This is a genomic window from Pseudomonas sp. FG43 (genome assembly GCF_057809175.1).
On the sequence record NZ_JBMDJL010000007.1, the window covers coordinates 101,642 to 122,122 of the forward strand.

The 20,481-nt window shown below is 54.3% G+C and carries 16 protein-coding genes and 1 pseudogene; 7 read left to right on the forward strand and 10 right to left on the reverse strand.

The features are described from left to right. Nucleotides 1-4: 4 nt before the first annotated feature. The 10 genes and pseudogenes from ACODS3_RS10725 to ACODS3_RS10770 form a co-directional block, all read right to left on the reverse strand. Nucleotides 5-763, reverse strand: a complete 759-nt coding sequence (locus ACODS3_RS10725) for an ABC transporter permease (protein ID WP_489034186.1) — start codon at nt 761-763, stop codon at nt 5-7. Nucleotides 764-841: 78 nt separating this feature from the next. Further along, nucleotides 842-1,687, reverse strand: a pseudogene (locus ACODS3_RS10730) (ABC transporter ATP-binding protein); the annotation flags it as partial. Between the two features lie 180 nt (nt 1,688-1,867). Continuing rightward, nucleotides 1,868-2,884, reverse strand: coding sequence for a cytidine deaminase (locus ACODS3_RS10735; RefSeq protein ID WP_489034188.1), 1,017 nt, complete (start codon nt 2,882-2,884; stop codon nt 1,868-1,870). Between the two features lie 11 nt (nt 2,885-2,895). Further along, nucleotides 2,896-3,795 (reverse strand): class I SAM-dependent methyltransferase, encoded by a 900-nt coding sequence (locus ACODS3_RS10740; RefSeq protein WP_489034190.1) that lies wholly within the window; start codon nt 3,793-3,795, stop codon nt 2,896-2,898. A 41-nt stretch (nt 3,796-3,836) separates the two neighbouring features. Then, nucleotides 3,837-4,796 carry a hypothetical protein gene (locus ACODS3_RS10745; RefSeq protein ID WP_489034192.1) on the reverse strand — a complete coding sequence of 320 codons (960 nt, stop codon included), beginning with the start codon at nt 4,794-4,796 and terminating at the stop codon, nt 3,837-3,839. A gap of 78 nt (nt 4,797-4,874) precedes the next feature. Then, nucleotides 4,875-5,942, reverse strand: coding sequence for a hypothetical protein (locus ACODS3_RS10750; protein ID WP_489034194.1), 1,068 nt, complete (start codon nt 5,940-5,942; stop codon nt 4,875-4,877). Then, on the reverse strand, nt 5,939-6,469 hold the full coding sequence (locus tag ACODS3_RS10755; RefSeq protein ID WP_489034196.1) for a dCTP deaminase: 531 nt from the start codon (nt 6,467-6,469) through the stop codon (nt 5,939-5,941). Before ACODS3_RS10755 ends, ACODS3_RS10750 begins: the two co-directional genes overlap by 4 nt. Continuing rightward, nucleotides 6,450-6,995 (reverse strand): dCTP deaminase, encoded by a 546-nt coding sequence (locus ACODS3_RS10760; RefSeq protein WP_489034198.1) that lies wholly within the window; start codon nt 6,993-6,995, stop codon nt 6,450-6,452. Before ACODS3_RS10760 ends, ACODS3_RS10755 begins: the two co-directional genes overlap by 20 nt. Before the next feature lie 139 nt (nt 6,996-7,134). Then, nucleotides 7,135-8,244: an S-adenosylmethionine:tRNA ribosyltransferase-isomerase gene (locus ACODS3_RS10765; RefSeq protein WP_489034200.1), complete on the reverse strand. Its 1,110-nt coding sequence runs from the start codon at nt 8,242-8,244 to the stop codon at nt 7,135-7,137. 2 nt (nt 8,245-8,246) lie between these two features. Next, nucleotides 8,247-9,218 (reverse strand): nucleotidyltransferase domain-containing protein, encoded by a 972-nt coding sequence (locus tag ACODS3_RS10770; protein ID WP_489034202.1) that lies wholly within the window; start codon nt 9,216-9,218, stop codon nt 8,247-8,249. 1,554 nt (nt 9,219-10,772) lie between these two features. On the opposite strand from ACODS3_RS10770, the gene ACODS3_RS10775 reads away from it, so the two are divergent. From ACODS3_RS10775 to ACODS3_RS10805, 7 genes are all read left to right on the forward strand, one after another. Next, nucleotides 10,773-13,151, forward strand: a complete 2,379-nt coding sequence (locus tag ACODS3_RS10775) for a TonB-dependent receptor plug domain-containing protein (protein WP_489034312.1) — start codon at nt 10,773-10,775, stop codon at nt 13,149-13,151. An 80-nt stretch (nt 13,152-13,231) separates the two neighbouring features. Further along, nucleotides 13,232-14,203 carry an amino acid ABC transporter permease gene (locus ACODS3_RS10780; protein ID WP_489034203.1) on the forward strand — a complete coding sequence of 324 codons (972 nt, stop codon included), beginning with the start codon at nt 13,232-13,234 and terminating at the stop codon, nt 14,201-14,203. Further along, nucleotides 14,196-14,981 (forward strand): amino acid ABC transporter ATP-binding protein, encoded by a 786-nt coding sequence (locus tag ACODS3_RS10785; RefSeq protein ID WP_201019316.1) that lies wholly within the window; start codon nt 14,196-14,198, stop codon nt 14,979-14,981. The genes ACODS3_RS10780 and ACODS3_RS10785 overlap by 8 nt, the downstream gene beginning before the upstream one ends. Nucleotides 14,982-15,011: 30 nt before the next feature. After that, complete coding sequence (locus ACODS3_RS10790) at nt 15,012-15,959, forward strand: ABC transporter substrate-binding protein (RefSeq protein ID WP_304574476.1); 948 nt, start codon at nt 15,012-15,014, stop codon at nt 15,957-15,959. Between the two features lie 21 nt (nt 15,960-15,980). Then, nucleotides 15,981-17,564, forward strand: a complete 1,584-nt coding sequence (locus tag ACODS3_RS10795) for a flavin monoamine oxidase family protein (RefSeq protein WP_489034206.1) — start codon at nt 15,981-15,983, stop codon at nt 17,562-17,564. 24 nt (nt 17,565-17,588) lie between these two features. Next, nucleotides 17,589-18,023: a RidA family protein gene (locus tag ACODS3_RS10800; protein WP_304574478.1), complete on the forward strand. Its 435-nt coding sequence runs from the start codon at nt 17,589-17,591 to the stop codon at nt 18,021-18,023. Between the two features lie 121 nt (nt 18,024-18,144). Further along, a complete protein-coding gene (locus ACODS3_RS10805) occupies nt 18,145-20,481 on the forward strand; it encodes a TonB-dependent receptor (RefSeq protein WP_489034207.1) in 2,337 nt (778 codons plus the stop codon).

The following is a 20,481-nucleotide window of genomic DNA, read 5'->3' on the forward strand; positions in this document are numbered from 1 at the left end:
GTTATCATCCTCCCTGAACTGCAAGACGTTGCATGCTATGGTTCAGCCACTTTTTGCCGATAACCACCAGTGTAAAAGTCCAGAACACCTGCAAGCTGATCCCGATCCAGGCCATGAGTCCTGTCAGGGCACCTGAGTAAATTCGGCTGGGTATGTCAAGCACCCCCGCCAAGGGTTGGATAAAGAGCGCAATCCGCGCCATGTCGGGGTATAAGGGCAGAGGGAGCAAGGCTCCGGAAAATATGAATACCAAGGGTACCGCCAGCGTATTGACGCCTCGCTCATTGAGCGTTGATACCACGGTAAGGTTGATCAGCATTACCACCGTGCAGGAGAGTGCTACCGCCACTGTTAGGGAAAGGACAAAGAGCATCGTAGCTGCTACATCAGAAGGCGCTTTCCACGCCCATTCTTCCTTGCCCATCAGTGGCAGTAAAATCCCGGCGGCTATAATCATGAGGAGCAATCTTGGAAGGATACGAGCAATCATTCTTCCGGCCGTACAGGCATACCACAGATTATAAGTATCCACCGGGCGCAGTCGATCATGACCGATGGCTCCTGTGCGCATCGCCGCAGCAATATCTGGGTCTGCCGCCCAAGGTAGAAGCGCCAAAAGACCTTGGGCGAGCCAGGTATAAGTGACTGCCTGAGAAAAGCTCAATGGCAGAGCGGAGCCACTTTCGGCGGCTCCTGCATAGAACGCAGCTAATACCATGACGCGCACTAGTCCAAACCAGCATTGCGTAAGGAAGCTTGCCAAGGCCGCAGACCTGTACTGCATCATGAGTAGAAAACGCGAAGTGAAGGCCGCAAGATAGGGAGTACAAGCGTTCACTTCCTATACCTCGCCAGCGTTATGCAAGTCGTAGAAGCGGGCAATGACTTCTTCAATGGCCGGTTGTTCCACATGAATGTCCTCGATGGCGTGATTGGCGGTAATCGTGGCAATCAGATCAGGGACTCCAATAATCCGCGGATCGAATACAAGCTCTATGGAGCGGCGGTTTTGCTCCCGAACGTGCACTCCTGGCAATATTAGTTCTGGCGCGTCCTCCGCGAACTCCACAAACAGCCGGCGTTCGGCAAGTACCGTGGCGCGTAGGGCGGCAAGCGATCCGTCTGCCAAGACCTGGCCATTACCAATGACTATGACGCGCTCTGCCATAGCTTCGATGTCATGCATATCGTGGGTGGTCAGCAGCACGGTAACGCCATGCTGTTGACTGAGTTTTTTTATAAACTCTCGAACCGCTAGTTTCGATGGCGCATCCAGGCCTATGGTTGGTTCATCGAGAAAAAGTATTGAAGGTTCATGTAACAGCGCCGCTGCAAGTTCCGCGCGCATGCGCTGACCGAGAGAAAGTTGCCGTACGGGTTGGTCAAGCAAACGTTCAAGCCGTAACATTGAAACCAACTGATCCCGCTTGTTCCGATACCGTTTCGGCTCCAAACGATAAATATCGCGTAATAAGTCAAATCCTTCGATGACCGGTAAATCCCACCATAGCTGGGTTCTTTGACCAAATACCACGCCTATTCGGCCAACGTGGCGGATACGATCGGCGTAAGGCGTCAAGCCCGCCACTTCAACTCGGCCGGAGTCGGGCCGAAGGATACCGGAAAGAATTTTTATAGTGGTTGATTTACCGGCGCCATTAGGGCCAATAAACCCCAGAATTTCTCCGCGTTCTAGGCTAAAACTTACGTTTTTCAATGCATGTACTATGCGCCAGCGTCGATGGGCCATGCCCCGTAGAGCGCCAAGAAAACCGGGCTCGCGTTCTGCGATGCGATAACTCTTACTTAGTCCTTCAACCAAAATTTGCACCATGATGAGCCTCGCAGATTTTAATATAAGCGTCTTTCAGTAAGTCCACTTGGTACCTTTATATTTGTGCGGCAACATATCGTTGAGGGCGAATAGTTTTATTTCGCCCGCAACTTCAATTGCCGTTTTAGCATGAATACCATAATCCAGTAGAAGCTCGCGACAGAGCCCACAAGGGGGAACCAGGGTCACGCGCTTATCGATTTCCGATGGCTTGGGGTGTCTTACGGCTAGGGCGAGTCTGATATCTGTTGCACCTGCTTCGCGTGCTTTACCTAAAGCGACTGCTTCGGCGCAAACAGAGGCACGACCGACCATTGCTTCAATATGAAGGCCAGTAAAAATTCGACCATCTGATGAAAGGACCGCTGCTGCAATTTGATGACGGTTCTCTGCATAGTGAGCGCTAATCAACGTTTGTGCCTTAGCCAACATTTCCTGAATGACGATGTTTTCATTTGAGGCTTTCTCATCGAGCAGAGTGGATGCCGTAGCGTTTTCCCAGGTATCCAGTATGCGAAGGATCTGCTGTTCAAATACATCTATACCGCCGTCATTATTGATGGTTATATCGGCGGTCCAATTCGCGCCTTCTGGAGAGCGCTCTGTGGGGTGATTATCGTCGCCACTGAATTTATCGCCGCGTGCGGTTTTACGTGCTTTGCGTAGATCATCAGGAGCAACGATCCTAATAATGGTGAAGCCTTGTTTGTGCAGCGTTTCCAGGTCAAGGGGGCGGGCATCATCGCAAATCAGTGCTCTGGCACCAGACAGGATTGCAGCCGAACAACGCCACGCCAGATCGCGTCCGAGGAATTCGGGATCTACTTTTCTGAAGTGTCCGCCCAGAAAGTTGAGTAGTTGTCCATCCTGTTGCTCCTCCAGAAGCGGTGTCTCGATACGTTTATAGAAAGCTGTTTGTATGTCATAGAGCGGCGCCGCGAGCTTGATGACTTCCGCGTTAATCTGCCGGTCCATCAGCGTTTGCAGTAGCAGTTTGCTGGCCGTTGATTTCCCGACGCCAGGCAAGCCGGTAAGTGCAATTTTAAGCATGTCAATCACCTCTACTTAGCGGCCTGTTTTGCGCCGCGACAGACAAATATGGAGTTTTGCTTACTTAGGTTAAATTTCCCATGCAGGGAAATGGTTTCCTTCACACGCCTTTCAACTTCAGCGTGCAAAGACTTCAATAAGGCATCAGAGACTGTTCCGGAGGCCATGGCTTGTGCGCCAAGATAGCGGTGACCGGCAGCATAGAAGTCAAGGAAGGGGGAGGCGCTCTCGAACACTAATGTGTCCACATAGGGATGTTCGGTCACCTCTTCAAAATGCTGCAGCAAAATTTCCAGAGCATTATCCTGAACCATTTTTCCACGGCGCCCCGTGGGTAAGCGATCAATGAAATCTTTTGGAAAACCGGTTGTATGCATGGCGTCGAAATGTAATTGATACATCTGGGCCATGGAGTGCCGAGCCTCGATGCTGACTGTTACGAATCCATGTGGCTGGACCACCCGGCCTAATTCGCGGCAAACGACATCAGGATTATCTACATAGTGAAAGATGAAATTGGCTAATACCCGATCAAAGCGAGCGTTTTCATACTGAGATAGATCTTCTGCCACCCCTTCTACGAACGTTAGTGGAATCAGAGCCTTGGCAGTGTTTTTTTTCGCCAGTGCTAGCATGTCTGGCGAAATATCTAGGCCGACGGCCCTTGCCCCGACACGCAGTCGATTGACGATTTCGCCCAATATAAAACCGTTACCGCAGCCAACATCAAGTAGGGATTCCTGGCCTGATAGCTCAAGGGTGCGAATCATAAAATCAATGAGACGCTCAGGGTTGCTTCGGTAGAGGTTATGGGTGATTTGCTGAGTGGCTAACGGGGTATTGGAGCCAAAGTGTTCCCGAATGTAGTCGATGCCAAAGTGAAATGGTGCAAACGGTGTTTCAGTGTGCATGTTAACTCCTTGGATTTAAAGTAAAGGTGCAATAAGGGGGGTTATTCAGCGTTTTTTTTGATGAGCTCAATAAGATGGCTCATGTGATGTAACAATGTGACGGGGCTGCCCCAGTTTTTCCATGTTTTCCAAGAACCAGGGTCTCGACTTGCATAAAAGGACATCACTCCTAAAGCTTGCCAAAGCTCCAGTTGTAGTGCTGCATGACATTCCGCTTCGCTAAATTCTCTTGTTGCAGCTTGCCAATAAGATTCCCCAATGTCGGAGTAACGCAAATGAAAGTGTGTGGCGCCTACGCCATGTGCTCTCGTTGAGTAACCCACAATCGGTACATTCAAAATGCAAATTGTGGCATCTTCAAGTCGCAGGAAATTTTTCAGGTTGACGTCTATGGCGACGGTTTGCCAAATCTCCCCTGCATCTACCCCGGGCAGTCCTGTGTGAAGCCACTGATCTACCCAGCTGACAAGTTGTTGTTCATCCTGTAGTACTGGCCTGATCCGGGACCAAAATTTGTGTGCGTACGCCGATATGAACTGATGGGGAGTTTCATATAAGGTCGCATTGTTTTTGAACAGTCCGAACCCTTTGCCCAGTCGGGGCAGATCAGAGCATCGGGAGGTGAATTCGAGTAAGAAATCACCAAAATCAATTAGGTTTCGTGTATTATTTTTTTTCTGGATAAGATCAAACAACGTTTCGCCTTCAAGAAATGGCGATATAATAAAGCTACTGCCTTCGGGTTGATAAACTGCTTCAACAATATCCTGCACGGGTAAGTATGTTGATAATTTTCTATTGACTTCGAGCATGTAGCACACCGGAATGTCGTTGTCGATAACCTTTTTTACAACCAGTGTTTGGCCCGTCCTGGTATAAAGTTTTATCAGATCATTATTGGTGTTGCTCAGTGGCGTTGCCTCTGCGCCCGGGAATCGATAGGCAACAAACTCTTCAAGGTCGCTAAAATTATGTCGGGGAGGAGGGGGCAATATTGTCAAGTTTGCTCCGAACATTATCTATAAAGCGGTTAATGATGGATTTCATTCGGTTTTCTGGGGTAGGTTGACACCTTGGCTCTATTCCTTTAGTCGGGAAATGATCGCGTCCGTGGTCAAGCGAACAGTGTTGACGCCAGAAATTATCGACCAACAGCGAATATCGCCCAGGCCTGAGAGTTGATGTAACTCAAACTTGGGAGAGCTCCAGAAGGGTTGGCTCGAATCGATGTCTTCGAGGCGGTTTTTCAGTAGCAGGCTCTGTATTTGCTCCGCATTTACCGAGGAAATCCTTACTCCCTCTGCTCGCTCGTCTCGATGAAGATGGAATACATCCGTCAATGCAAAGCCAGGACTGCAGGTAGCCCGAAAGCGTGCCACGAAATCGGCGGGTGACAAACTCACATCTTCGGCAGGTCTGTCTGAACTGATGTTGTGGGGGTTGGGGACGGGACCATTACCAAAGTTTATGGCTTGAAACTGACGCTGCGTGTCCTGGCGTAGATTGACTGACACTGGTAACCCTGCCAGGCTTCCATCGGGAAACAGGCAAACACGGTCATTAGAAACGAAGCTTGCGAGGCCTCGGTCAAGCATGTGGCAGACCTGTGTGGTCTTGCCTGCATGTCGATCACCAAGTAAAAGAACGCCACGGTTCTGAGTTTGCAAAGCGGCTGCGTGCAAATGCAGCGCACCGTCCCCCAACCATTGGGAAACAGTCAGATTTCTGATCGTTCTGACACTCGCCAGATAGGAGGGAGGCCCAGTCCGCCCAGTGACTACGATGATCTGATCTTTGCGGCCCATTATCAGGTCGTAGAGTTTGTTCCCATGAAACCGTGCCCATCCGTAATCCCATGAAGGGACGGTAATATGCGCCAGTGTCAGATGGGTTCGCGCAATGACCTTGTTTGGTTGTATGAACTCACTCAGTTGTAATTCAAGTTGTGCGTTACTCTCCACGACCCTAAGACGAATATCTCCGGTGCTGGTTTTTTTCCAGTAAGGCGTGAGATAGGCTAGTGTGGTCTCTAATACGTCGTTTTTGCCCTCAAGGGTAATCGAGTGGCTTGGGTAAGTGACGTTGACAAGAGATAGTTGATCTGCAGATTGATCAACAAGATCGGCAAGAATTGACATCAGAGTCATTTATCACTCCAGAAGGCATCCCGGAAGATCATCGACTTTCTCGGACCTGTTGAGTTCTGATATTTACCTCTATACAGTTCGATTTCACCCAGTGGACGCCAAAAAGTGACTTGGCCAATCAGCATACCCGGGAAAATCTTGAGGGGTAGCGTGGGATAGAGTTGAAACGTGACGGTGCCGATTGATCCAATGTCTATAAGGTCGGCTGTGACGTGCACGAAAAGCCCTGCTCTGGCGATACTCGATTTGGCGTGAATCAGCGGTACAAAATGATTGCTGCCGATTATTTCCTGTGAACTGCCTAATACAAAGTCGCCGCGATTGAGCGTGAGTCCTTCCAGAGGTATTTCGATCTCTTCAACCGTGGTCTCGACACGTGGGTCAATTGGTAAATGGGTATATCGAAGAAGTTTATTTCCTAAGGAAATATCGAAGCTGTTGGGGTTGAGTCGAGCAGGGTCGAATGGCTCAATAACTATGTTACGAGCCACGATTTGTTGGTGAATTTCAGGGCCGGTTAAAATCATTGACAGCTCCCCGGGTTGTAAAAGATGGATCATGCTGTTTGGACGGCATTGGAATATTATGTCTGCCGAACCAACCGTTGTATTTCAGTGGCTGACCATGTGTAGCCCAGAAAGAAACCTGGCCTATCGTTTGCCCAGGATAGACATAAATGTCTTGAGTGGGGAAAAGCTCTAGAGTCCAACGGTGTATGGCTCCCATTTGTCCAAGGTTTGCCGAGACTTGAACAAATAGACCCAAGCGGCCGATGGAGCTTCGGCCGATTAAAGAAGCAACATATTTCTTACTGCCAATGATTTCATGGGTATGGCCGAGGTAGAGATTATCTTTGAGCAATAGAAACCTTTCTCCATCAAAGGGAACAGGAACATAGTCGATCTTGTTTTCGGTGTCCGCTTGTACCCGATAAAGGCGGTCACCCAGCCTATAGTTGATGCTATTGGGATTGATCGCCCGAGGATCGAATGGCTCGAAGAAAATATCCTTGTTATGAATAGACTGTAGTATTGCGCTACCTGTCAGGATCATGGTTATCATCCATTTAAGTAATATCTCCATAAATAAAATGATTGGCGGTTTCGTCCATACCTGACAGGTAATGGCCACGTACTGTCTCGGGTTCCACGGCCTGAATTTCAGTTAGGTGTGGCAGGGGAAATACCTCCTCTCATGCCTTATTCCAAGCAGTGGGCTCATGAGCTCCGAGCACCAACATCGAGTCTCCATGAATACCGAATTTCATTCTTTTTTTAACAGCAACCTCACAGGCCTCAATCACTAGTTCACGGCCGCCATAGGCCGCTGCCATGATCACATGTGTGCCACTGGGGTTGTGCAGGTTGGTTAAAAGTGAGCGCGTGTATTTGAATTCAAAGCCGGGTGAAATGAACAGGTCAGTTCGTTCTGCGGTTGCTGGATAGGGGGATGTGAGGCTCTCAAGTACTCTTGAGCCACTGGTTCCAATAGAGACAATATTGCGTCTTTTTTGCATGGCGTCACGTAGGATTTCGGAACCTGCTTCCCTGATCGTATACTCTTCAAAGTTCATCTTGTATTCGTCCAGCCGTGTTTCAGCGGTTGCTTGTCGCCAGCTGAAACACATCCAAAGCGAAAATTGTAATTCGGTCATGCCGCGACCATAGAGTGATTTATACATGTCGCTGGTAATACGTCGTGCAGGCTCCGATACATGCACTGCATTGTTGATAGTCGTGGTATGAGGATTTAAGTTACGTTTAGGGAGTTTGTTCAAGTCTGAATACCAGGGGTGCATCAACAAACCATGGTTGTTCAACTGCTGAGCCAATTGATTTGGCTCCTGATCAATTTCGATCAGTCCCCGGTATCCAATGTATTTGTCCTTCTCGATCCAGTATGGTCCGTCAAAGTCCAAAGTCTTGCCGAGCAGACGACCAGTGATTACCCCGTTGCTCACAGCAAAGCGGCCCTGAGTAGGTGGTGGTGTTTGCGAAAGAATTACTACATCCCAAATCCTGTTTGAGCGGGACGGATCCTGTAGCATTAGAAAGCAGATATCAATTGGATGGGAAAGGCCGGCGACTCCGAGCAGACGCGAGGGACCCATGCCTACGTCATTGACAGCGAGCACATCGTTATCACCAAGATAATGACCCAAGTTGACGAAGCTATCTTCTTCGATTGTTCCATGGTTGGCGTCGACAATCAGCAAGCGGACATCTTCAGCCTCTCGATGTTCACCTCTGAAGTCATCGGGGGTCGCTGAAAAATTAAAGTCAGAAAAGCGTAGATCAGGCATATTTAGACCTCTTTTTTTCGGAGGATTAAGGGGGAGGTGCCGCCTTCGTGGATCCAGGAGCTAACTTCCAAGTCCAGTATGCTACCTTTTGATGGCAGGTTTGATAGGGCGAGATAGATGAACTCTTTAATAATCAATGGGTCTTTTCTGGCGAGGGTTGTTACATGGGCGTGGTAGTCGAGAATTTGATTGTAAATAGTGGTAGGTAGGCGGTGGCTGTTCTTTTCTAGAAGTCTGAAAAAAAACTTTTCTCCCACGTTGGTTTCACCGCATGCAGCTATTAGTACGCCAGTTAACGAGGTGAGTGTTTTAGTCAGCAAATGTTGTTTTGTGTGGTAATCCTCGGGAGTATTCTGGCAAATACCTTCCAGATCAGACAGGGTGCTTAATAGTAGTGAGGCGTGTGTAATACCCGCCAGATCTGCCAGATAATGAGAAGGGATATACGCCTTTATTTCGGTCAGTTGTTCGTGGCCATGCAGCGCAATGCCTGTGTATGTTCGGTGCAGTAGTTTCTGTTCGGAGTAGGGCAGCAAATATCGTGGCCTGATATGTGAGCCAGTTTTTTGTTCGATGCGTGATTTGGCATTTTCGATCCTTGCCGATAGATCCTCCTGCAAGGAGCTGATTACATCAGTTCGCGTCACATTGAGCTGAAGTTTGTGACCTGTTGAAAGCCGGTGGTTAATAATCATTGAACTGCGCATGGGAAAGATACTATGTCCTCCCTGTGCGTAGTCAAATATTTCACCGGTACCATCGTTACACCGCTCCCAATGTTTCAATCTGGCACTCGGTGGGTGCACGATCAAAAGATCTATATCGGAACTTGGTGTTGAGAAGCCCTCCGCAAAGGAACCCGCCAGGGCAACTGAGGCATTACTATCGATGGGTTTGGCGTGCAGCCAGAATTCGTCGAGGTTAATACCTCGGGCTTGCAAAGTGGTTAAAGCGCTTTCAATGGATACAGACACACGACCTCCATAATCAATGACTTTGTGAGTCTCTGAATCGAATATTTTTATGGGTAATATTTCAGCGCTCGCCGTGCGTCGGTATATCCGTTAACAGCGCTTAAGACTGATATTCAGCACCATCCCGATTTACAGTTGCCGGCCCATTGATTAACAAAAGGGTCTTGGCCTGTCAGTGCTATTCGGGATAGCTAAAGTTTTAATGGATTGTAGGGTAGTCGGTATGCCCGTCAGAGAGCGTAACCATGGATTGAGGGGCGCAAGCCGATGCAGGTGATGTCAACACGTTGTAGTGCGTTTCGCCAGTCTGGCGTGGGCACAGAAGTTGATAGGTGCTGCAATGCTGTGATTTGGTACGGGCGACTAATTCCACGTTCATGTCAAAAATCCCTGTATTCAAGACTCTTGCCCAACATGGCATGGCATGTTGATACAGACGCTTTTTTGCGAGGTCCGATAGGATCGCCAGAGCTCGAAGAAATACTATGAATAAGTCGATTAAATATGCAAATAACAAATTATAATAATTATATATTATTTTAATAGGTTATATTTCAGCCTGAAGCCGTACCCAGTTCGACCTGACGCTCTACAAAAGGGCAATCGATGCATTTGTGTTCACCTCAGAGGTAGAAGCTGGTTTTATGAAGGGAGATTGGAGGACTGGCTCAAGCGAAAGCGTCTGATCTGGCGATCAGCTCCGTACGCCCTGTGCCAATGCTTTTTTTTTCGCGATCAAATAGGCAGGTGAGGATCGGGCGGGCAGGTGGAGAGGGCGCCGGGATGGTTGTCTTCGATGCCTGATCTTCTTGTCTTAATCCAGGTCGCATCCGGAGTACCCAAATGCTGCTTTCTATAAAGTCGCCATCACGCTGGTTGCTGGCATCGCTCATGAGCTGATCTATCAAGGCTGTTATTCTCGATCTCCCGTCTCGCCCTTCGCATGCCATCAAGCCACTCTTTATCTACTTATATTCATTTTTTGGATTATGTATCAAATTAAAAATCAATATTTATCATATTAGCTTATAGCCAAATAGAAGTTTTTTTGAGCGATTGATTCCGTTATGTTTGGTTTCGACAGCCTACCCCTCACCTCGGATGGTACCAATCGTGATCAAGGTTCTGCGCGCATGCCATCGCGCAAACAGGCCAGGAGCCTGAGTTTGCAAGGCATGCCAGGGTGATCCACCACTGACCCCTGTTGCAGGATCGTTGGAAGGGAGTTCGATGTATGTTGCCACTTCAATCCCGTTATCCGGGTTCTTCTCGCCCTGTCGCTGACAGGCGTTCTGCAGTATTCCAGCCTCCTGCTCGTTCAACTGCGCACAGTTAGCTCGCGTTTCGTTTCGGGTGTTTTCAAGCACCGGGACTGAATGTCGGCATCAACGAATAAACGCATGGCTCGCTGTCTCGATGACGGCGTGAGTGCCCGACCGCGCAATCTGGATGAGCGGGCTGCAATGGCGGCCCTTTGGAGTGGATGTGCAGAGAGTCTTACAGGATGTTCATGTGTCCAGGCGCAGTCTGCGCTTGAACCCGTTGGCCTTGGCTATGGGGAGCGTGTTGCTGGCCGGGGCGGTTCAGGCACAGGAGGCTTCGTCCCAGAGTGGCGATACCCTGTCTACGGTGGTGGTGACCGGTAACCGTGGTGCCGAGCAGCGCACCGTCACCAGCAGCCCGGTGCCGATCGATGTGGTCAGCGCCAGGCAACTGCAAAGCACCGGCAAACCCGGCCTGATGGAGGCCTTGAGTGCCGTGATTCCATCCCTGACCCTGCCGGAAAAAACCGGCTGGGACGCCAGCGGCATGGCCCGTGCGCCGAACTTGCGTGGGCTGAGTGCCGCCGAAGTGTTGGTGCTGGTCAATGGCAAGCGCCGCCACACCAGTGCGACCTTGAATATCAACGGTATCAATACCGGCGCGGCACCTGCCGACCTGGATTTCATTCCCATCAGCGCCATCGACCACGTTGAAGTGCTGCGCGACGGGGCTGCCGCTCAATATGGCTCCGATGCCATCGCAGGTGTGATCAACGTCATTCTCAAGGCCGATAACAGCGGCACTGCCGTTACCAACGCGGGTATTGGTTATGACGGCAAGAAGCAGACGGTTCAGCAGAGTCTGAACAAGGGTTTCGAGATCGGCGATGGCGGCATCGTGCAGCTCGCGCTCGATGCCCGCAGCCAGAACGATGACAACAAGGCCAGTGCCAACGGCTACACCTATGATCAGGCGCTGGATCTGGCAGGCAAGTCCACGTATGGCGGCTACGGCACACCGAAGATCAACCTGCTGACCCTGGGCTATAACGCCGAATTGCCGGTCAGTGATGATCTCAGCCTTTATTCGTTCACCACCTATTCGCGTCGCAAGGCCGAGCAGGGTCAGAACTTTCGCCTGCCCACCATCACCAATACCATCACGACCGGCCCCAACGGATACCCCGGCGGGTATGTGCCAATCTGGTACATCGATGAAGAAGACTTCCAGGCGGCATTCGGTGCCAAGGGCCAGGTCGGCGAGTGGGACTGGGACTTGTCTTCGACTTATGGCCGCAACGAGGCCGAGCAGGGCACCGAGCGCAACCAGAACCCGTCCCTGGGCGAGGCAACGCCCAACAACTTTACTTCCGGCACCTGGATTGCCACCGAACTGACCACCAATCTGGATTTCAAACGCGGCTTCGATATCGGTCTGCAAAAACCTCTGGATCTGTCTTACGGCTTCGAGCATCGACGCGATGGATATGAAGTTCAGGAAGGTGACTGGGCTTCTTATGCCAACGGTGGATATTGCGTCTCGCCAGGCAATTGCGCTTCTTCCGGCGCGCAGGTCACCAACGGTATTTCTCCTGACGAAGCCAGCAGCGCCACGCGCAACAGCGTCGCCAGTTATGTCGACGTCGGTTTCAACCCGATACCACAGTGGTATCTGGGCACGGCGTTGCGTTATGAGCACTACAACCAAGGCGTGGGCGCGACCCGCAGTGGCAAGCTGACAACCCGTTATGACTTCACCCCCGAGTTCGCCGTGCGGGCGACGGTGAGCAACGGTTTCCGGGCACCTTCGCTGGCCAACAGCCTGTTCAGTGCCCGTTCGACCACTTATGGCGTGGTGAATGGCGTCTATCAGTCCATCAACTTCGGTGTGCTGCCGGTTGCCTCGGACGCGGCCAGAGCCTTGGGGGCCGAAGACCTCAAGCCTGAGCGCTCCACCAACTTCAGCCTGGGCTTCACCCTGACGCCGACCGAGCGCCTGAGCCTCACCGCCGATGCCTATGTGATCAACATTCGCGACCGCATCACCCTGACCGGCACGCTACTGGGCAGTGAAGTCACGCAAGTGCTGTTGGATAACGGCATCAATTCGACGTCGGGCGGCCAGTATTTCATCAACGGTGCCGACACCCGGACCAAGGGCGTGGATGTGGTCGGTAACTACCGCCAGGACCTGGGCGCGTTCGGTTCGGTGAAGTGGACCGCGGCGTTCAACTGGAACCAGACCGAAATCCTCAGCTACAAGGCTTCCACCACCATTCTGGGTACTTCCTATGACTTGATGGACCGTGAGGCCCGCAACGATGTGACCGGTATTCAGCCCAAGACCAAGCTGATCCTGGGCGGCGACTGGAGCATCGACAAGTTCAATATCAATCTGGCCCTGACCCGCTATGGCTCCTACAAGGAAGTCAACGATTCCACCGACCGATCCCTGGATCGTATCTACGCCGCCAAATGGATCACCGATCTGGACGTCGGCTACAACCTCACCAAAGACCTGAACATCGCCGTGGGCGCCAAGAACCTGTTTGACGTCTATCCCAAGAAGCAGGGCATCCCCAGCAACACCATGACCAGTAGCTACGGCACTTACTCGCCCTTCGGATTTACCGGTGGCTATTACTACACCCGCCTGACGTATGCCTTTTAAGTGAGCGCGCAGTCACTGCGCCCAGGCTGTTCGACATTAACAAGACGCGATCACGTGTCATTGCGTGCGAGGAACCCGAGATGCCCATTGTCGCCAAACCGTTCGACCTCCGAAGCGAGGAGACTCACTACAAGGTGCCCGAGGCTCAGGCAGCGGCTCCTGCCAGAACATTGCAGATTGTCCCGGCCCGTCATCCGTGGCGTTGGGTAGGCTCTGTCTTTGCCGCACTGGTGTTGTTTGGCATCGTCCATTCGCTGGCCACCAACCCGCGCTGGGAGTGGGATGTGTTTGCCAAGTGGTTCTTCTCGCCGTCGGTGTTGCGCGGGCTGGGGCAGACCTTGCTGCTCACGGTCCTGAGCACGGTGTTCAGTATCCTGCTCGGGACGGTGCTGGCACTGGCGCGCCTGTCGAAGTCGCCGCTGCTGGCGTCACTGGCCTGGGGCTACATCTGGTTTTTCCGTTCGATGCCAGCCTTGCTGGTACTGATCATCCTCTACAACTTTGCCTACCTCTACGATCACATCGTGCTGGGTGTGCCGTTCACCGAAATCGTGCTGGCCGAATGGTCCACAGTCGATGTGTTGAGCCAGTTCACCGTGGCGGTGCTGGGGCTGAGCCTGATGCAGGCGGCCTATACCGCGGAAATCATTCGTGGCGGCATCATCAGCGTCGACAACGGTCAGCATGAAGCGGCCGCAGCACTGGGCTTGCCGGCGCAGCGGCGGATTTTCCGCATCATCCTGCCCCAGGCCCTGCGTTCGATCCTGCCTTCGGGATTCAACGAAATCATTGGCCTGGTCAAGGGGACTTCCATCGTTTACGTGCTGGCCCTGCCGGACCTGTTCTACACCGTGCAGGTGATCTACAACCGCACCCAGGCCGTGATTCCGCTGCTGATCGTCGCCACGGTCTGGTACCTGATCATCACCACTTTACTGACCTGCGCCCAGTACTACATCGAGCGCCATTTTGCCCGGGGCACGGCGCGTGTCCTGCCGCCGACTCCCCTGCAACGCCTGCGTCACTGGTTCAAGGAGAAGACCCATGGCTGAGTCTGCAATGGCGGTACGCGCCGGTCGCATCCAGATACAGAACGTGGGCAAGCGTTTCGGCAATCAGGAAGTGCTCAAGAATATCGACCTGACCATCGAGCCGGGCAAGGTCACGGTGATCCTCGGGCCTTCCGGTTCCGGCAAGTCGACCTTGCTCAGGACCATCAATCATCTGGAGAAAATCGACAGCGGGCACATCACCATCGACGGTGAATATGTCGGCTACCGGCGCAAGGGCGATCTGCTCTATGAACTCAAGGAGAGCGAGATTCTCAAGCGTCGTATCGACGTGGGTTTCGTGTTCCAGAACTTCAATCTGTTCCCGCACCTCACGGCCTGGGAAAACATCGCCGAAGCCCCTCTGGCCCACAAGCGCTGGAGCAAATCCGAGGCCCGCGACCGGGCACTGGAACTGCTGGGCAAGGTAGGCCTGCAAGACAAGGCCGACGCTTATCCACGGCAGCTTTCCGGTGGTCAACAGCAGCGTGTAGCCATCGCCCGTGCCCTGGCGCTCGATCCCAAAGTGCTGCTGTTCGACGAGCCGACCTCCGCGCTGGACCCGGAGCTGGTCGGTGAGGTGCTGGACGTCATCAAGGGCCTGACCCGGCTTGGCGTGACGCTGGTGGTCGTGACCCATGAAATCGGGTTTGCCAGGGAAGTGGCCGACCATGTGGTGTTTCTCTGCGAAGGCCAGTTGATCGAAGAAGGGCCTCCCGAACAGATATTTCGCCAACCCCGCCATCCTCGCACCATCGCCTTCCTGGGCAAGGTGCTGTGAATTTTTCGAGTGTTAAAGGAGTGACTTCGCATGCTTGCAAATACCGCGCGCCTGGCGCTGCTGACGATAGCCATCGGCCTGGCTCAACCCGTGTTGGCCGCTGAGAGCGCTACGCCGCCGACCGTGCAAAAGATCAATCTGAGCCCTGACCAGCAGCGCATCCGTGCGCCGCGCAACGAGGAAGCCATTGCGCAGATTCCACAGGGCTTCAAGTTCGCCCAGCCGGGCAAATTCACGGTTGCCGTCTCTGGAACTGCCGGGCCGCCTCTGGCTCTGCTGGCCTCCGACGACAAGACCACCATCGGCAGCGAAGCCGACACCGCGCAACTGGTGGCTGACAGCCTTGGCCTGCAACTGAATGTGGTTCAGACCAGTTGGGAAGACTGGCCGCTGGGCGTCAGTTCGGGCAAATACGATGCGGTGATCAGCAACGTGACCGTTACCGAGGCGCGCAAGAAGCGTTTTGATTTCGCAACCTATCGGCAGGACGTGCTGGGCTTCTATGTGAAGGCCAACAGCAAGATTACCTCCATCAAACAGGCCAGCGATATTGCCGGGCTGAAGATCATCGTCGGCTCCGGCACCAATCAGGAGAAAGTCCTGCTGGCCTGGAACGAGGAAAACGAAAAGGCCGGTATCAAGCCCGCCTTGTTGCAGTACTACGACGACGTGGCGGCTGCGCAGTTGGCCGTTCAATCGGGTCGCGTCGATGCCACCTTTGGCCCCAATGCACTTTCGGCCTATTCGCAGGCGCTGACCAACGGCATCAAGCGGGTGGGCATCGTCAACGGTGGCTGGCCGCGTCGCGCCGATATCGCAGTGACCACGCGCAAGGACAACGGCCTGATCAAGCCGATCCACACTGCGCTCCAGGGCGTGATTGCCGGTGGGCAATATGACCAGGTGCTCAAGCGCTGGGGGCTGGATGTGGAGCGTATCGATCAATCGGAGATCAACCCGCCAGGCTTGCCGGATTGAGCCATTCAGGGAGGACATGAAATGGGACTGACACGACGTGAAGCGCTTTCCAGTATTGCGGCAGTAGGCGGCGAGCAAGCCGTCAAGGGGGCGCTGGCTGCGCTGGGGCTGGGGCCTTCGTCTCATCGGCGGCCACAACCCTTGAAGCTGAAAGCCGATACGGGGCAGGGCACCAGCGTGCTGGTACTCGGTGCCGGTATTGCCGGGCTGGTCACTGCACTGGAATTGAGCCGCGCCGGCTTCAAGGTACAAGTGCTGGAGGCTCGCAACCGCGTGGGCGGTCGCACCTGGACCCTGCGCAACGGCGATAAGGTCGATTACCTCGATGGCCGCACGCAAACCGCGCAGTTCGATCAGGGGGTGTATTTCAATGCCGGTCCTGCGCGGATTCCGAGTCAGCACCGGACCTTGCTCGACTATTGCAGCGAACTGGGTGTGCCTCTGGAAGTGCTGGTCAACACCAGCCATGGCGCGCAAGTGCGTCCAGACCTTGAGCAGCCTGCTTTTACGGTAGGCCAGGCGATCAACGATGCTCGCGGGCATCTTTCCGGGCTGTTGGCCACGGCGGTGCAACGTGATGCGCTGGACGATGTATTGAGCGCCGAAGAGCGCACTCGTCTGCTGGCGTTTTTGCAGGTCTATGGCGACCTGTCTCAGGAGCTGGCCTACGAAGGCAGCATTCGCTCCGGCCATCAGGATTCACCCAGCCATCCGGGTGCCCTGCCGGGGAGTCTGGCGCCAGTGGCGCTGGATCGGCTGCTACACCCCGAGTTGTGGGGCGCACTCCTGCATTCCGAGTTTCCCGAGTTCTCGGCCACGATGTTTCAGCCGGTGGGCGGGATGGACCGCATCACCGACGCCTTCTACAGCCGCCTGACCGATCAGGTGCAACTGGGCGCACAGGTGCGTCGCATCCGCCAGCTTGAGGACGGTGTGGCGGTCACTTATCACGATCAGCACAGCGGCCGCGAGCAAGTGGTACGTGCCGACTATCTGGTGTCCACCTTGCCGCTGCCACTGCTGGCCAGGCTCGACACGGATTTCAGCGATCCGGTCAAGGCCGCGCTGCTCAGCACCCATAACGGCCACGCAACCAAGGTGGCCTGGCAGTCGCCGCGATTCTGGGAAAGCGAGTACCGCACCTATGGCGGGATTTCCTGGATCGAGCATCCGGCGCGACTGCTCTGGTATCCGAGCAATGATCTCAATACCCGCGAAGGGCTGCTGGTGGCCGGGTATGTCACGGGCGAGGGCGCCGATACCTTCGGCACACAACCTTTCAATACCCAGTTTGCGACTTCCAGAGAGGCGGTTGAATTATTGCACCCCGGTTACTCGCAGCAGTTGCGCAATCCACTGGCAGTGTCCTGGGAGCAGATCCCCTACAGCGAAGGCCCGTGGCTGCAGCGCGAACTGTTTCCGGCACAGGCCAGCGCCTTGCTGGAAGAGGCCCATGGCCGGGTGTATTTCGCAGGCGACGGGCTTGTGCAAAGCGGAGTCGGCATCTGGCAGGAATCGGCAGCCAACTCTGCACGCCATGTCGTGGCGCAATTGGGCGAACGGGTTATCGAGCAGCGACACAAAGCCGCCATTGGCGCGCTATGACTATCCATTGAAGGAGTAACAACCATGAGCGACCAGATCAAACGCACCAGTGTCGGTGACTTTCCCATCTCGCAGACCGTGACCGTTCCGGCATCGGCCAGCCTGATATTCGTCAGCGGCACCTTGCCGGATGTCGCCGACCCGCAAGCCCCAAAGGGTACACCCGCGGCGTTCGGCAATACCGAAACCCAGACCGTTTCGGTGTTCAACAAGATACGCAATATCCTCAGGCAACAGGATCTGGATCTGGGCGATATCGTGCAATTGCGGGTGTTTCTGGTGGGAGCCGAGGAAACCGGTGGCAAGCTGGATTTCGCCGGTTTGCAGGCGGGCTACACGCAGTTCTTCGGCACGACTGAACAGCCCAACAAACCGGCGCGCACTGCGCTGCAAGTCGTAGCCCTGCCATTGCCGGGCGCACTGGTGGAAATCGAGGCCATCGCTGCCAGAACAGCGTAAGGCTTCAAGCTTTTTCCCAGACTTTTTCAAAACCAAGACATCGGATACCGGGGTTCGGGCGCGCAGCGCTCAAACCCTGGCGGGGCTTTGCGTGCCTGCGAAATGCCGACAAGGAAGAGCGATGACTCATCAGCGTGCAGCGTTACAGAGTGGCAGTGTGCAAAGGCAGTCATGGTTGAGTGGCTTGCTGATGATCGGGTTGGCGAGCGAATCGGCTCTGGCGCGGGAGGCCAGTACTCAGGTGTCACAGGATGCCCGTCTGGAAAAGGTCGAAGTGGTGGGGGCGCGAGTGACCCAGGCTGACGAGGCCATCGGCACCGATCAGATCAGCAATACCTTGTCCATTTCCCATCAGGCCTTGCTGTCGGCGCCAGCGGGAACTTCCGGTCTGAAAATGCTCGAAGCCTTGCCGGGCTTCAACGTGCAGGTCAACGATGCGCTGGGTTTATACGAGTTCGGCAACTCGGTGTTCGTAAGGGCCTTCAACTTTCAGCAGATCGGTTTTTCCATCGACGGCGTGCCGCTGGGGCGCAGCGACCAGTTTGGCGGCAGCCCGATCTATCGCTATGTCGATAACGAAAATACCCAGCGGGTGACCGCTTCCACCGGCGCGGGCGACGTCTCGCAGCCGGGCTATACCTCGCTTGGGCCTTACGTCGATTACGTCTCGTCCAACCCAGCTCGCGAAAGCGGGATCAGCACGTCCTACACGCTGGGCAGCGACAGCCTGCGACGCAGTTTCATCAAGCTGGAAACCGGCGAGTACCAAGGGCTTTCAGCTTATTTCAGCCGCTCGAAAATCGACGGTGATTTATGGCGTGGGCCTGGCACCATCGATCGTGAACACCTTGAAGGCAAGGTCCGGTACGAGTTTGGTGAAGGGCATGAACTGCTGTTTCGCGCCGTGCATAACGACTTTTTCGATTACGACTCGCCTTATGTGAATCTGGCGCAGTACAACGGCACCGCCAATGACGAGTTCGGTCGATCCGGCCGCGACTTCGCCTATCTGGGTGAGCTCCCTGATTTGCCGGAAACGGCCGCTGGCGTGCCTTACAGCAACGCCGGCTACAACCAGTATTACAAACAGGCGATCAACCAGCGCCGGGATACGCTCTACAGCCTGACCGGCAATTTCCAGCTCAACCCGGATCTGGAAAGCCGCACCAGCGTCTATTACGAAGCCAAGAAGGGCTATGGTGTTTCACCTGAAGCCTATGCGACATCATTGGCGCTGTATAACGCGCAGAGTGGCAGCGTCGCTGGACTGGTTGCGCCGCGTGGCGTGCAGTACGGGCTCTCCGCGCTCAGCGGTCATCGCTATGGCGCGCTCAGCAGCCTGACCTGGCATGTGGGCAACCATGCCATCGAGACGGGCGTCTGGGTTGAAAAGGATGTCTTCAACCGCTTGCAGGCGCGTTACAACCTGCTGGACGGAAGCCCGGCAGGTACGCCGCTGCGCAATGAGCCCGTGCATCTGCAAGGCGACTTCAGTTCGACCCGCGACTCTGTGCAGTTTCACCTCAAGGACACCTGGACCCTGCTCGATGACCGGCTGAGGCTGCAATACGGTTTCAAACGCCTGGACCTGGATTACCGCATCGAAGGCTATCGCAATGCAGGCGATTACATTGCCAACCGGCAACCGCGCCTGAGCACCTCATGGAACGATCATTTCCTGCCGCAGGTGGGGCTGGTCTATGACGTGACGGCCAACTCCCAGGTGTTCGCGTCCTACTCGGAAAACATGGCGCTGCCGCGTGGTGCCGATGACGTTTTCCGCTCCGCCAGCCCGAACGCTCCGGCACCGGAAGCGGAAACCTCGAAAAACTATGAGGTGGGTTATCGCCTCAACCGGCCGACGTTCAATGCGTCCTGGGCTTTCTATCGCACCGAGTTCGATAACCGCCTGCAGGCTTTCGCATCGCCGGTGGCGGGCAGCAGCACGGTGGAGACGTTCTTCCAGAATGTCGGCAAGGCAGAAGCGTATGGCACTGAACTCAGCGGGCAGTGGAAGCCACCCGTTCTGTCGAACAAGGTCGTGCTCAACGGCAACCTGACCTACAACATCGCCCGCTTCAAGGACGATGCCGCCGGTTTTGCCCTGCGTGACAACGACATTCCCGACAGTCCTCGCTGGCTGGCGCAAGCGGGCGTCACCTACGAGTTGCAGCCCTGGGCGGTGCTGAACTTTTCAGCCCGCCATATCGGCTCGCGCTACAGCAACTTCACCAATACCGAGTCGGTGCCGGGCTACACGCTCTACAACGCCTACCTGGATCTTGGCGGAGACAACCTGCGCTACGGGCCGCTCAAGAGCGTCAAGCTGCGTTTCAACATCGACAACCTGTTCGACAAGGATTACCTGGGCTACATCCTGACCAGCACCAGCGGGCCAGCCTTTTATCGACCCGGTTCGCCCCGCACCTTCCAGACCACCTTGAGTGCGGAGTTCTGA

What these genes read in the sequence shown, in the direction of transcription:
- ACODS3_RS10735 (WP_489034188.1), bottom strand. Translation starts at nt 2,884, where the DNA reads ATGCTTAAAATTGCACTTACCGGCTTGCCTGGCGTCGGGAAATCAACG.
- ACODS3_RS10740 (WP_489034190.1), bottom strand. Translation starts at nt 3,795, where the DNA reads ATGCACACTGAAACACCGTTTGCACCATTTCACTTTGGCATCGACTAC.
- ACODS3_RS10750 (WP_489034194.1), bottom strand. Translation starts at nt 5,942, where the DNA reads ATGACTCTGATGTCAATTCTTGCCGATCTTGTTGATCAATCTGCAGAT.
- ACODS3_RS10755 (WP_489034196.1), bottom strand. Translation starts at nt 6,469, where the DNA reads ATGATTTTAACCGGCCCTGAAATTCACCAACAAATCGTGGCTCGTAAC.
- ACODS3_RS10760 (WP_489034198.1), bottom strand. Translation starts at nt 6,995, where the DNA reads ATGATCCTGACAGGTAGCGCAATACTACAGTCTATTCATAACAAGGAT.
- ACODS3_RS10765 (WP_489034200.1), bottom strand. Translation starts at nt 8,244, where the DNA reads ATGCCTGATCTACGCTTTTCTGACTTTAATTTTTCAGCGACCCCCGAT.
- ACODS3_RS10775 (WP_489034312.1), top strand. Translation starts at nt 10,773, where the DNA reads ATGGGGAGCGTGTTGCTGGCCGGGGCGGTTCAGGCACAGGAGGCTTCG.
- ACODS3_RS10780 (WP_489034203.1), top strand. Translation starts at nt 13,232, where the DNA reads ATGCCCATTGTCGCCAAACCGTTCGACCTCCGAAGCGAGGAGACTCAC.
- ACODS3_RS10785 (WP_201019316.1), top strand. Translation starts at nt 14,196, where the DNA reads ATGGCTGAGTCTGCAATGGCGGTACGCGCCGGTCGCATCCAGATACAG.
- ACODS3_RS10790 (WP_304574476.1), top strand. Translation starts at nt 15,012, where the DNA reads ATGCTTGCAAATACCGCGCGCCTGGCGCTGCTGACGATAGCCATCGGC.
- ACODS3_RS10795 (WP_489034206.1), top strand. Translation starts at nt 15,981, where the DNA reads ATGGGACTGACACGACGTGAAGCGCTTTCCAGTATTGCGGCAGTAGGC.
- ACODS3_RS10800 (WP_304574478.1), top strand. Translation starts at nt 17,589, where the DNA reads ATGAGCGACCAGATCAAACGCACCAGTGTCGGTGACTTTCCCATCTCG.
- ACODS3_RS10805 (WP_489034207.1), top strand. Translation starts at nt 18,145, where the DNA reads ATGACTCATCAGCGTGCAGCGTTACAGAGTGGCAGTGTGCAAAGGCAG.